The 14,538-nt window shown below is 37.2% G+C and carries 7 protein-coding genes; 1 reads left to right on the top strand and 6 read right to left on the bottom strand.

What is annotated here, in order from left to right:
* Positions 1–51: 51 nt before the first annotated feature.
* From BN1082_RS17425 to BN1082_RS17395, 6 genes are all read right to left on the bottom strand, one after another.
* Positions 52–417: a cytochrome-c oxidase gene (locus BN1082_RS17425; RefSeq protein WP_090636311.1), complete on the bottom strand. Its 366-nt coding sequence runs from the start codon at positions 415–417 to the stop codon at positions 52–54.
* 189 nt (positions 418–606) lie between these two features.
* The gene (locus BN1082_RS17415; protein ID WP_090636306.1) at positions 607–1,863 is read right to left on the bottom strand and encodes a DUF445 domain-containing protein; all 1,257 of its coding nucleotides are present in this window, start codon (positions 1,861–1,863) and stop codon (positions 607–609) included.
* A 162-nt stretch (positions 1,864–2,025) separates the two neighbouring features.
* Positions 2,026–2,889, bottom strand: coding sequence for a hypothetical protein (locus BN1082_RS17410; RefSeq protein ID WP_090636303.1), 864 nt, complete (start codon positions 2,887–2,889; stop codon positions 2,026–2,028).
* 30 nt (positions 2,890–2,919) lie between these two features.
* Positions 2,920–3,858, bottom strand: coding sequence for a TIGR03943 family putative permease subunit (locus BN1082_RS17405; protein ID WP_090636301.1), 939 nt, complete (start codon positions 3,856–3,858; stop codon positions 2,920–2,922).
* A gap of 229 nt (positions 3,859–4,087) precedes the next feature.
* Positions 4,088–5,131 carry a permease gene (locus tag BN1082_RS17400; RefSeq protein WP_245640471.1) on the bottom strand — a complete coding sequence of 348 codons (1,044 nt, stop codon included), beginning with the start codon at positions 5,129–5,131 and terminating at the stop codon, positions 4,088–4,090.
* Between the two features lie 23 nt (positions 5,132–5,154).
* A complete protein-coding gene (locus BN1082_RS17395) occupies positions 5,155–6,387 on the bottom strand; it encodes a HupE/UreJ family protein (RefSeq protein ID WP_176699847.1) in 1,233 nt (410 codons plus the stop codon).
* Between the two features lie 350 nt (positions 6,388–6,737).
* Between BN1082_RS17395 and BN1082_RS17390 the strand changes: the two genes are divergently transcribed.
* On the top strand, positions 6,738–14,345 hold the full coding sequence (locus tag BN1082_RS17390; RefSeq protein WP_090636296.1) for an Ig-like domain-containing protein: 7,608 nt from the start codon (positions 6,738–6,740) through the stop codon (positions 14,343–14,345).
* Positions 14,346–14,538: the final 193 nt, after the last annotated feature.

The raw sequence follows: 14,538 nt of genomic DNA, 5'->3' as shown, positions 1-14,538 counted from the left end.
TGGAATAAAATAATTAGTCCAATATTGTATTATAAACCCTAATAAAGAATACTATCCTTTGACATTCTTTATGATATTTATTGCAAAGATGATTACACCTAATACCACTAATGTACTACCAACAGCCACTGCAGGAGTCGCATTCTCGGCACCTGATACGAGAAAGGCAAGTGCAATCATCATGATGGGAAGACCAATGTTATGGAGCCAAAAATGAACCTTTGCCATTGTCGTCCCAGCGGCAGCTGGAAATGCTACATAAATCAACCCCGCTAATGCCATTGACATCCAACCTAACAAATTAATATGGACATGAACCGGTGTAAATGTGAATTTCTCGGCCATCGACATATACATCCCAATCAAAACTCCAATGACAAAATAAACAACAGAGATTTTTATAAATTTGATTCCCATTCCACAGCCTCCTTTTTCATTGAAAAATAGTGACTACAGTACTAAATATGAAGCACTATTTTAAAAAAGAACGGATCCTTTTTAAGGACAAGGAAAATATTTTTTTGCTTAAAAGCGGGAAAACAGGGGAACTTCAAATAAAAAAAGCTATTTTGAAATATATTCAAAATAGCTTTTTAAAAAGAATTATTAAAAAAATGATCGAATACCGACTAATAAAAGTCCAATAAAAAAGCCACAAACTGCTCCATTCACACGAATCCATTGTAAGTCCTTACCAATGTTCGTTTCAAGCATTTGAATAAGTGTCTCATTATCTAGCTTTTCTAGATTTTCCGCTACAAGTTTTCCGATTTTCGAATGATTTTTTTCAACAAAATCGATTACTTGCTTCTTAAGCCATGTTTCCATAGCAACAACTTTCTTTTCATCGTTTTTCAATCCATCGAGTCCATTTCTTAAAAGTGGTTCCACATATACTGCGAAAAAGAAAGGCTGTTCTACCATATCAATAGCTTTATCTTTCAACTGCTGAAGGACGTTAACGATTTGTTCATTCGGTTTCCAATCAGAAATCAGCTGTGCTTTTAAAGCATTTATTTCTTCATAAAGCTTTTCATCCGTTTTCAAGTTTTCTAGCTTTTTATGAATGTGGAACAGCAATGTTTGCCTATTTAGGTTGAAAGGGTCTTGGTAGCTGTTTACCGCTTTTTGGATGAGACTTTGTATGATATTCCCTAATCTTTCCTCGTTAACAAGATTGGTGAATGATTTTAACGCAAATTGCATAAAGCCATCTGCTTTAACATTTTCAATAGCTTCGAGCGCCATCCTCCCAAGTTTAGTTTTTGTATCATCTTTTTGAGACCATTCATCAATTTCCTTCAAGATATAATCAAGTGTTTTTTCGTCGTATTTTCGTTTGGCAATCTGGTCAATTAAGCCTGGAAGAACATTTTTAATATTCCAATCGCTCAAACGGGATTTTAATTCTTTTTCAACGAATGGAGCAATTTTTTCTATATCTACCTTATCGATTAAGTGTTTGATAAGATAAATACTATTTTTTTGAATGGCAGGTGAATGTATTTCTTTGTCTGCAAGAGCAAACAGTTTTTCAGTAAACTGGAAGGCAGTTATTTTTTTCCGAATGCTTTCTTTTGTCAGCCAATTATTTTCCAGCATTGAAATGATAGAAGCAGTGATTCTCTCACGGTTTTTTGGTAATAGTGCTGTATGGGGGATGGGTACACCCATTGGATGACGAAATAGAGCAGTAACAGCAAACCAGTCAGCCAATCCCCCGACTAAACCGGCCTCGAACCCACCTTGAAGAAGTGCTCCCCAAAATGAATGTTGCAATGGTACGGTAGCAACAAATCCAATTGCCATGATCGCAAGTGAAATCGTCGCTATATTTTGTGTTTTATTCGTGCTTTTTGACATCTTTTGAATCCCTCGTTTTAAAAAAATTTCATTAAGCTATTATCTCAATATTTTTGAAAAAAAAGCAATGGTGGAATGCTGATTAGCGGGATTGAGTGATAAAAAAGAGACGAAAAAGGAGCATCAATCACTTGGATGGCACTCCTTTATTCGTCTTTATTGCTATTTCACAGTTAATGTTCCGGTGAAGTTTCCCGGTTCTATCTTGATTTGGTATAGGCCTTTTAAAGGATTGTCTAAAAGAACAATATTTTCTCCTTTTTTTAGATTCACGCTCAGATTTAAGTCGGTGGAGATTAATTTTACATTGTTCCCGACATGTTGATCTACATCAAAAATAACTTTAAGCATTGTTTTAGCTTTAAGAGTCGTGTTTTTTGGATTAAATCCTGATGGAGTAACATGAATGCTTGCGTTTTGCAGGTCATTCTGTTCATCCTGTGTAGCAGTTTGGTTTTGCGGCTGACCAATAATTCCAGCTTTTATGCTTTTCACATTTATAGAAAGAGCAACTACGAATATAAGAAGTGTTGCTGCTAATAAAATTGAAGGGGCATTAGAAGCAGGCTTTTGTTTTCCCTTCTTTTTCGTGCTTTTCTTTTGAAAGGTTTCCGCTGCCTTTTTATCAGAGTACATCAACATTAGGTAGATGATTACAATATAGAGGACGTCTACGATTAGAAAAGGTTTAGTTGAAATAAACGTCATATATCCGATAAAGGCACCGACTAGGTATCCGAGAAGAGAGGATAAAGATTGATTCATCCATTTTTCAATTTGGAATATTTTTTTTACAGTGAATCCACATGAAATGGCGAAAAGTAAACCAATTACCATCGTAAAAAAAAGATTATAATTTGATGTTAGTATGAATGAAAATCCTAAGGCTGCTGCGGATATTCCAAATAAGAAAGACGTAATTTTGCTAATCAACCCCAAGTACTTCTCTTTATTTAGATAAAAGTGGTAAATATAATAGCCTGTAATAAGAAGTACTAATAAGATACTGCCGACCTTAAGTAACATGAAAACACCTCATACCGATTTATGTTAAAACTACAATTTAGAACCAAAATTCCAATCTGGATAAACATATGGAACACTTGGAGCCACAGCCGGTTCTGATTTTTCAACATTGATTTTAATGACTGTTTGACCATTAAATGTAGTTTTACCGATTGTTCCTGTTAGAGTGACCCAAGAATCATTTGCATATTGGCTTGAATTAGCTGTTTCAGCTATAATTCCAAACGGTGAAATATCATTAATACAATGGGTCATGCCCATTCTGGCAATGATAAATTGATTGGCAGATAAGCCAGATTCACGGTAGATAAAACCTTTTATTTTAATTTTTTTATTTTGAAAATTATCAACAAATGTATTCATTGATTGCAATTTTTCAATGAACCACTTGTCTTTCATTTCAATAACATCTTCTTTATAAATCATCATTCCAAGCTTTGCATAATCCCGATTATACACATCAGCTTTAAACATTTCTTTAAGTTTAGGATCTTCATTTCCAACCACTTCAACAGCAGCTCCTTTTGATGCATGTTGTGCTGTTAATCCGTTTAAATTCATTCCTCTCGTATTTACCAGCGAACTAGACAGAGTGTGATTAGGTAGCAAGAAACCGAGAGCAAGTGGTAATAGAAATAAACTATAGATAAAAATGTCTTTGCCTAATGATTTTTTTAAAAGATGATGATGGTCGTGACCGAGAACACTTTCTCCATCTTGTTCATGGCCATGGCCGCATTCACAAATGATAACCGGTTTTTTTAATGATAGAAAAGCAATATAAAATTGAAATGCTGCGACAATAATCAAAAATACACCTGCAATTTTCACATAAATCACAAGCTGCGGGACGATAAATTGTAGAATATCACCTGTAAAGGTTAGTAATAAAATATAGATTGAAAAACCAAGAAGGATGGCTGCTTTTAAAAAATGATGGACATTCACGGAACGAATTGTATTGCTCAATCAAATCACTACCTTACTTTTTTGATAGGCTGTGTTAAAGGTCATTGTTGATTTTTGAAACTATGTTGATTGGAGCGGAAGGCGCGAGACTCCTGCGGGAGTACGGGGCAGGGGAGACCCCACAGGCGCTTAAGCGCCGAGGAGGCTCCCCGGAACGCCCGCGGATGCTCGCTTCTTGAGCGCAAATCAACAGGCAAGTTTAACACAGCCTTTTGATCAGACAGAATGATTAAATCATCAATTGTAAAACGAGTGTCCCGACAAATACAAAAATGAAAACAAGGGAACAAAGCATGATGACAAATTTTGTTTTAAATACAGCAAGCATCATGAGAATCCCTTTTAAATTGACCATTGGTCCAAATACCATAAATCCAACCAAGGAGCTCTTTGAGAAAATGGTCTGTAATGATTGAGCGACAAAGGCATCCGATGTTGAACAAAGAGATAAAATAAATCCGAGTCCCATCATGACTAAATTGGATAGCGGTCCAGTTTTTCCTAATGCAACTAGGCTGCTTTGCGAAACAAATACTTGAATTAAAGCGACTAAAATAGATCCAAATAATAAGTATTTCCCCATATCAAAAAATTCACTGACAGTGTGCCCCATTACTTCGATAAATTTATTATTTTTTGGTTTTTCTGAACTTGTAGGATGATGCTCGTGCTCATGGTGATGACTTTGTTTATTTAATGGGCTCAGTTCATCTCTTAATTGATTAGATTTCACAAATTTATAAACGATGAGACCCACGATAAGCGCAATTACAAATGCTAACCCCATACGACTATAGGCAACGTTAGGTTGATTACGAAAGGCGGTTATTGTTGATAGAAACACAATTGGGTTTAGGATCGGTCCAACCAAAATAAATGTAGTTGCTACATATAAGGGCATTCCTTTTTTTACTAATTTACGAATCGCGGGTACCATCCCACACTCACAAATCGGAAAGATGATCCCGAGCACACTTGCTGTGATTATTCCTAATATTGGATTTTTAGGAATGAATTTTTGGATCATGTCATCTGTCACAAAGACTTGAAGGATGGCCGAGACAAGTACTCCGATAAGAATAAATGGCAAAGCCTCAATGATGATACTAATAAACATCATCTTAAACACTTGTAACTTTGGGCTGGTTACGAGAGAACCAATCCCCACTGTGGAAGCAAGATATAATAATAGGACAATTACTAAGGCAATAATGACAAAAAAGTGCTTGTTTGAACCGATACTAGAACCTTTCTGAATGGCAGTATTCCTCAAGGGATTTCTCTCCTTATATATGTTTAAATTCGCTCAATCAGCCAAAATCCACCTAATAGAAATGCAATGGTCGAAATCGTGATAATAGCGTATCTCGAATGTTTCCAACGATGTAAAAAGGTTAGAACTGGCAATAACAAAGCAACGATTATTAGCTGTATGATTTCAATACCGATATTAAAACTTGCTAAATCGATTGCTAATTCACTCTTAGGGATATGCATCGAGGTTAATAAATCAGCGAACCCCATACCGTGAATTAGACCGAAAAGAAAAGTGAGCACCCAGCGATGACTGATTTTTTTACGAAAAATATTTTCTAGGGCAACATAGCAAATACTCATTGCAATCGCAGGTTCAACAATATAGGAAGGGACAGAAATCACACCCAAAACAGTCAATGTTAAAGTAATACTATGAGCAATAGTAAAAGCGGTAATTACTTTTACAAATTGTTTAAAACTTTGTCTAGCAATAAGAAGGGAAAGCAAAAATAGTAAATGATCGTAGCCTGTTAGAATATGATTCATTCCAAGCTTCAGAAATGAAACCCAGTCATTTGTTGAATTTCCAGGTTGCTTAGTAGCGGTTGAATGCTGATTTGTTTTCGGGTTTGGTTGTGATGACTGTTTTGTTAATGGCTGAGAACTATTTGGATCAGTACTTAAGGCTGTATATTCACTGTCGCTTAGAATCATTGACCATGTACGATTTTTATCTGAAAGCGCGGATGTGCTAGTTTCTTTGCCATAGTAGACTTTTAATAAGTCTACATAGGTCGTACTAGAATGACTATTTACATATAAATTGTCAGAGAATGAAATAGATTGAGAGGATTGAATGGCAGGATATTCAACATTAAGAATTAGTTGGGTTGCATCTCCTTTTCTGTTTAGCTCTATTTTATCTAATTTGGACCATTCTTGTGGCACACCATCGATTTTTAAAACGACATTTTTCTTTATGATTGATGCAATTTTATCCTTGATTGCTTCGAATTCGTCGGGATCTAACATCCCATTCCTATTAACATCGCCATCTGTTAATTCTATTACTGAAACTTCATCTAATGCAAAAGTCATGATTGTTTGAGATTTTAATAAATTTATTGTTGTATAACTTGCACTATAGGCATGAGCTTGGGCTTTTTGGTTCATAGTAAGTAATAGAACGAAAGATATAGTTAGGAGGATAATAGAACGACGGCCATATGTATATAAAAATTCAACTGCTTTATCAAAGAAAACTCTCCTCATTTGAAACCTCCGGGCGTAATTGTAAAAGTTTATTTGTTTGCTTTTCATGTCTTGAAAGGGTCTGACTTCTCACTTGTGTTGAGGTGTCTGACACTTTGTTTTGGGACATTCTCCTATTTATAGAATCACGATAAATATAACATAATTAATGTAAATTCAAAATTAAGAATTAGTAAATTATGTAGAATATTGTAGAATAATCCCTAAAATTGTAATAATATTATCAAGCAAGTAGTAATTTACTAGAAAGGGGTAATAGAGGAATAATAGGGTCTAATTACCATTGTTATTGTCATTATCTAAGTCTTTATGAAAGGGTTTTCAAAGAAATCTATAGGAGGGGTTTTTTAGTGCACAGAACGATCAACAAGCATAAAAAATACATTAGCCTATTTCTAACTGTGCTCATGCTTTTTTCACTGATTAGTCCTAATTTTGCAAAAGCAGATTCAAATCCTGTTACATTAGCTAAATGGGATTTTAGTACAACTGACACTACGAAAAAATTAGTAGCAACAGATGGTGTACCGGCAAACCTTGATAAGGCATTGTCCATCTCAGGTGCATCAATGACTGGATATGCCGGAGGTCCTACAACAGGTATTACTGTTCCTACTTCTACCACTTGGACAAATGGTCCGGCCTATTGGCAAGTCTCATTATCTACAAAAGGTTTTCAAACTATTAATGTGTCATCAAAGCAGAGAGGTTCCAACACTGGACCTAAAGATTTTAAGCTGCAATACAGTTTAGATAATAGCAATTGGTCTGATGTTCTCAATGGAACGATCACTGTTGCTAATAACTGGACTAGTGGTGTTTTAACGAATGTAGCATTACCAAGTGAGGCAGCTGATAAAGATCTAATTTATGTAAGATGGCTAAATAGTTCAAATTCATCGATAAATGGTGGTTCAGTCGCTGCTGGCGGAACAAGCCAAATTGCAGATATCGTTTTCATGGGTCAGACTACTGGTGGACCTGTACTTTCAAAAACAGCATCACCTGATGCAACAAAAATATCCTATTCATCGATGACAAGCGTTGTTGGTGATCCGGGTGCGGTTGCCCCTAATGCACAAGTGAACATTTATGATGATAGCAACAATTCTTTGGGGTCTGCAACTGCTGCTCAAGATGGTTCATTTACCGCAACCATTTCCAACCCGCAATCAAAACAAGTTGTTTATGTTATAGCACAAGAAACGAGTAAAGATCCAAGTGATAAAGTTGCGGTGAACTATTCAGGAACTGTTATTCAAAAAACACCAGCTCCTGTTGCTTCTAAGATAACTTATGCAACCTATACAAGTGTCACTGGTTCTGCAGGCGCGGTAGCAAATAATGCAACAGTTAAACTCTACTTTGATGATAACACTGTTGTAGCTACTACAGCTGCTAGCGCAGATGGGTCATTTACCTTAACATTTGCAAACCCTCTATCAAAATCAGTAATAAACCTAACAGCACAAGAAGCTGGAAAAGACCCAAGCGACAAGGTTGCTGTCAATTACAGCGGTTCTACCCAAAATCCTTCTGTAATTTCACCAGGAGACGTAGTATTTAGTCAAATTTACGTTAACGGTGGGAACAGCGGTGCTTTTTACAAAACAAAATTCTTCGAGCTTTACAATAACACCAATAAAGATATTGATTTGTCTGGATGGTCCATTGCATATACCTCAGCTTCTACAATGAGTTTTGGTGCTGGACAGTCATTATCAGGTGTCATTAAAGCGCATGGTTATTTCCTTATTGCTGCTGCTGCAGGAACAACTGGTCAAGACCTTCCAGTGAAACCTGATGCTACGACTACGTTAAATCCAAGTGGTTCAACAGGCGGTGCAATCGTTCTTGCCAAGAAGAAAACAGCGGTAACAGGTGTGGATGACCCTGATGCGATTGATTTATTAGCATATACAAACGGCACAGCTACTTTCAAAAACCCTTTATATTGGGGAAGTCCAATCTCCGATTCTACTATTGGCGGAGGTACAATCCAACGTAAAACAAATATCGGCTCAGATCCTCGTACAGCATATGGAATGGGCAATGGCTGGTTTACAAAAGATCCTTCAAAAGATTTTGTGATGAATAAACCAACAGGTGCTAACTATTCTGATGAAATGGTGGTTCATAATTCAGCATTTATGCTTACACCTGATGCATCAAAAATAAGTTTTACAAAAGCAAATGGTACCTCTACGATTGTTGGACAAGCTGGTTCTGTTCCTGGATCTTCAACTGTAAAAGCTTATTTAGAGAATTCTGGTACATTAGCTAATAAACAAACTGCAACTGCAGCTCCAGACGGTTCATTTACCTTGAGCTTTACTGATACAACTAATAGTTCGGTAGTTTACTTGACGCATACAGATTCATCGCAACCTACTCCGAAAGAAAGTAGTTATGCAAGAATTAATGCGGCAGGCACTACTGGTGCTGTTACACCAATAAGTGAATTGCGCAAAAATGATGCCAATGAACTGCCGTTTACAATTGGCTATCAAACAACTATTGAAGGTGTAGCAACAACGGATAATATGCCTTCAGGCGATGTAAAAACAAATTTCTATATTCAAGATGCAACTGGTGCGATTAATGTGGTAAACAATTTGGATCCATCTGTCGCCATTAAAGCAGGAAATAAATATAGCATTGATGGAAATGTTGTATTTACTGCAGGGATGACACAGTTTATTCCAACTGCAATCAGATTTGGTGGAAATGATCTTCTACCTACACCAGAAAAGATTTCTATTAGCTCTCTTAATGAAACGAAAGAAAGTAAATTAGTAACTTTTACTGGAAAAGTTACGAACATTCCATCGACCGGTCCAATTTATGATATTACTGTTAGTGATGATGCCGGAAATTTAGCCAACGTTCGTCTTCAAGGAGATATCAGTAATATTGAACAAGGTGCAACTTATACCTTCACTGGTATAGTCAATCAATATAAAAAAGCAGCACCTTTTACTGCTGGTTATTTCTTATTGCCAAGAAGTAGTAGTGATGTAAAAGGTCAATTAGTATTAAATCATACACCATTAACAAAAGCATATATCGGGGTAGATGTTGCTTTCACGGCAACTGCTAAAAATGCTGACTCTGTAAAGATTTATTACAGAGGGCAAAATGATGCATCCTATCAATCAATCAACATGACCACTGCAGATAAGAAAAATTATAATGGGAAAATTCAACAGGCAAACGTTCCTCAAGGGAAATTTCTCTATTATATTGAAGCTATCAACAGTGATGATACAAAATCAGTAGGTTCTGCTGCAAACCCTATATCCGTTGATGTGGTAGAAGATAAAGATGGTCCTGCGTTTTCTAAAATGTCACCAATTGAGGGAGACCATATTGATTCAAGACATCCAACTATTTCAGTTGATATGAACGATCCAAATGGAGTGAACGCTTCTTCAGCGACAATTTCCATTGATGGTAAGGATTACACTTCAAATGCAGTAATTAGCGAATCGCAAATTAAGTTGGATCTGACAAAAGACAATGAATTAACTGAAGGGGAACACGCTGTAACTGTTTCTGCTAAGGATAAATTAGGAAATCCATCTACCTTTACTTGGAAATTCACGGTTGCACAAAGATTTACAGGTGGAAATCATTATCGTGGTACGACACATAACCACACAAATATTTCTCATGATGCTACTGGAAACCCTGAGGATGCCTTAAAAGCAGCACAAAAATATCATTACGATTTCTTTGCCTTCTCAGACCATTCTCATGACATTGATTCAAGTCTTGTTAATAAAGATACGGTCGATCATGGTGGAATGAAAGAAAGAACTGGTGGTCCTGATTGGCAATTAACGAAGAATCTCGCTAAGCAATATACGAAGGATGGAAGCTTTGTTGTCTTCCCTGCATTCGAAATGACTTCGACAACATGGGGCCATTCCAATGTATTTGGGACAGATAACTTCATTGACCGAGTTGTCGACGGTGGAGCTTATCAAAACCTTCAAAAATATTATAGTTGGGTGCTAACATATGATAATATTGCCGCCCAGTTCAACCATCCAAAAATGTCTGCCAATGCGTTTGATAATTTTATTCCATATAATAAAAACCTAGACAGGCTATTCACGATGATTGAAGTAGGGAATGGATCAGGAAAGTATTCATATGCAAATGCGGAGGATAAATATTATAGTGCCCTCGATTTAGGATGGCATGTTGCACCAACATATGGTGAAGATAACCATGATGCTACATGGGGACAAACGAAAAAACGTACCGTTATCGTCGCGAAGGATTTATCTCAGGAATCGCTTCTTGATGCGATGAAAAATATGCGTGTCTATATGTCTGAAGATCCTAACTTTAAGCTAGATGTATCGGCTAGCGGTTTCTATATGGGATCAACAGTTGACACGAATACGTTAGATTTTAATATTACTGGCAGTGATCCTGTGTTAGAACAAGCATCAGATCCTGAGTATAGTTATATTAAAACTCCATCAAACGATAATATCGCTAAAGTTGAGTTAATTACGAATCATGGTACGGTGGTCGACAAATACGTACCAACAACTGATTCAACATCTTTTAATTGGCATCCAAGTATTACCGTAGCAGGCGGCCAACAATGGTTTGTCGTGAAAGTCACGCAAAAAGATGGCGACCAAATTTATTCTGCACCTATCTGGTCTCAACCTAAAGATCTTGCTGTTAAAGTAAGTGATGTAAGCACACCTGATGGTGCAATTGTGGGCGGCTTATCTGCCAATCTAATTGCCGGAGTTAGTAATCAAGGAACAGTAGACGTGAAGCAATTAACTGCACACTTCTATTATGATAGTGTTGATGCTAAACATTTTATTGGAGATGCGCAAATTGATTCGCTACCGGCTAACACATCAGCTCAAGCAAGCGTAACATGGACCAGCCCAGTAGCAGGCACCCATAATATTATTGTCGTATTATCGGCTGCTGATGGACATGATCTTGGTAACAATCAATATACACAATCATTTACTATTAAGGCACCATTAAATAAAGTCATCATGCTTGATGGGTCTCATAACAATGAAAATACAAAACAAGATACTGGCACATACAAAGACAACTTCAAACTTTTCACTACCTTAATGAAGCAGCAGGGATATACAATCGCCGAAAACGCAACAGCACTTACTGATGATGCGTTAAAAAATGTCAGTGTGTTAGTGATTACTCATCCAGCTTCTGCTTATTCAACTAGTGAAATTTCAGTCATTGATAAATTTGTGAAGAACGGCGGCTCATTATTAATGACAGAAAAGAGTAATTTTGGTAGTTCGAACCAAAACCTAAATGGTATTTTATCTGGTGTTGGTTCAAGCATTCTTGTGAACAATGATGGTGTGTTTGATGAAACCCATGATGGTAACTTCTGGGGTACACCATCAACATCTAATTTCTCTGTAAGGTTACATCCAACACCATTTAAAAACACTACGTTAACAGATTTTGTTCCAACAATTGAATACTACAGTGGTTCAAGTCTTGCAAAGAAAGATGAGGCAGGGAATAAAGTTCCATTAACGAATAGTGATTCTGTAAATGTACTTGTTAGTGGAAATGAATCAACATTCCAAGATACAACCAGTGTGAAATCTGATACAGTTCCATACAATGTTCAGACATCAAATGGTAAAAATGGTCCTCCTTTAGAAAACGTGACTGGCGGATCGATCATTCCGGTTATCGCCACTGAACAGGTGGGGACTGGAAGAATATTTGTATCAGGTATGAATATCTTCAATGATAAACAAATGGATCAAACATATAATCCAAAAGGTAATGATCCATTTGCAGTAAATGTAGTGAACTGGTTATCGCATCTCGAACCAGTTGTTAAGCCGATTGGAGACGCACGTAAGTTAACTGAAGGAACCAATGCCGTTGTTGAGGGAACGGTAACAGCTACTTCCTTCTTTGATGCAGCCTATATTCAAGATAGTACTGGTGGAATCATGGCCTTTAATGATGTGCCAGCAGGAAGTTTACAGGTTGGAGATAAAATTCGCGTTTACGGTCATATCAAAGTATTTGAAAATAACTTTGAATTAGAGTTTGGTAACTTTGCCGATAGTATTGTCAAACTTGGAACCGGAACACCAATTGAACCGAAGGCTGTAAGTACACTGGATTCTAATGCTGAAGAGAATCAAGGTCAGTTAATTAAGGTAAAAGGTAAAGTCGTTTCAAAATATGATGATAACTCCTATATTATTGATGATGGATCAGGGCCAACTTTAGTATTTACAGATGGATACGTGGTGAATCAGAGCGGTCCAGTTCCAAATCTTAAGATTGGTGACACGTTAGAAGCGGTAGGTCTTGCAGGGAAATTTACTGATGGGAATCGTATTCGTGTTAGAAATACAACTGAATTGATTGGTACCCACACTGCTGAACCAAACGCACCAGTTGTTAATCCGGTTTCAGATAAAGATTTAGTCATTACCGGTACAGCGGAAGCTGGCTCAACAGTAGTTGCACAGGTGAATGGAACAGAAATTGGTCATGCAACTGCTGGAGCAGATGGCAAATTCACCATTACAATTCTGAAACAAACGGCTGGAACGAAGATTTCTGTCACAGCAACAGATGCTGTTGGAAATGTAAGTACGGCAACAGAAGTTTTTGTAAAAGATGTGACACCACCGGAAGCACCAGTAGTAAACAGTGTTGGCGATGCTGATACAGTCATAAAAGGAACAGCAGAAGCTGGTTCAACAGTTGTAGCCAAGGTTGAAGGGAAAGAAATCGGCCGGACAACAGCCAATACGGATGGTACCTTTATCATCACGATTGCTAAGCAAGCCGCTGGAACGAAAATTTCAGTTACAGCAACAGATGCGGCTGGTAACGAAAGTACGGCAACAGAAGTAACCGTAAAAGATGTGACACCACCAGCAGCACCAATAGTAAGTCTTGTATCAGATGCCGATACAGTGATTAAGGGTAAAGCAGAAGTAGGCTCAACAGTTATTGCGATGGTAGGCACTAAAGAAATTGGCCGTACCACTGCAGGTGTTGACGGCAAATTCGAAATGAAGATTGCAAAACAGGCGGCAGGAACAAAGATTTCTGTTACCGCAACTAATGCGGCAGGAATTACTAGTGATCCTTTAGAAATAACTGTTCTTGATGTAACACCACCAGCAGCACCAGTAGTAAATCCTGTATCAGATGCTGATACAGTGATTAAGGGTAAAGCAGAAGCAGGCGCAACAATTATTGCGATGGTAGGTACTCAAGAAATTGGCCGTACCACTGCTGACGCGTTAGGTAATTTCGCTATTCAAATTACAAAACAAAAAGCAGGTGTGAAGATACAATTCTTTGCAGCTGACAAGGCTGGTAACGTAAGCGATAAAACAGAAATTGTTGTCCTTGATGGAACTCCACCTCTAGCACCAATCGTCAATGGCGTAGCAGATAATGACGTTAAAATTAAAGGAACAGCAGAAGCCGGTTCAACCGTTAAAGCGTTTGTAAATGGTAAAGAAATTGGCAAAACAACTGCTAATAAAGCTGGAAACTTTATGATCACTATAGCAAAACAAGCTGGCGGAACTATCATAGTCGTTACAGCTACCGATGCAGCAGGAAATGTAAGTCAAACTACTGAAGTTAAAGTTTCATTTACACAAGGCTGGAAATTAATAAATGGCGACTGGTATTACTATGGTACCAACAATGCTATGCTAATAAATGCATGGGTACAAACTTCAGGCAACTGGTATTACCTTGGAACTAATGGGAAAATGCTTGTCAATGCATGGGTACAGACCAAAGACAAATGGTACTATGTTGGCGCCAATGGTGAAATGTTAACAAAATCATGGGTACAAACCAATGGCAAGTGGGATTATGTTGGTGCGAACGGTGAAATGTTGACGAATGCATGGGTATTATCAAACGGAGTTTGGTAATACGTGAATAGTAATGGAGTCATGAAATAAAAAGTAATATTCTTTTATTTTAATAAAAAAGCCATTATTTGAGTGTCTCAAATAATGGCTTTTTCTAATACTTGCCTGTCCATTGCATTCTAAATTATTTTGGTTATTAGTTCTTTTCATTTTATCTGCTGACCTGTATGCATTTTTTTATAATGGACGAAAT

This window comes from Neobacillus massiliamazoniensis, assembly GCF_001048695.1.
GTDB lineage: Bacteria > Bacillota > Bacilli > Bacillales > Cytobacillaceae > Neobacillus > Neobacillus massiliamazoniensis.
Note: the sequence above shows the minus strand (reverse complement) of the source record. Positions and strands in the feature narration are given on the sequence as shown.

Coding starts and splice junctions, on each gene's coding strand:
- BN1082_RS17395 (WP_176699847.1), bottom strand. CDS start 6,387: ATGAGGAGAGTTTTCTTTGATAAAGCAGTTGAATTTTTATATACATAT.
- BN1082_RS17410 (WP_090636303.1), bottom strand. CDS start 2,889: ATGTTACTTAAGGTCGGCAGTATCTTATTAGTACTTCTTATTACAGGC.
- BN1082_RS17415 (WP_090636306.1), bottom strand. CDS start 1,863: ATGTCAAAAAGCACGAATAAAACACAAAATATAGCGACGATTTCACTT.
- BN1082_RS17425 (WP_090636311.1), bottom strand. CDS start 417: ATGGGAATCAAATTTATAAAAATCTCTGTTGTTTATTTTGTCATTGGA.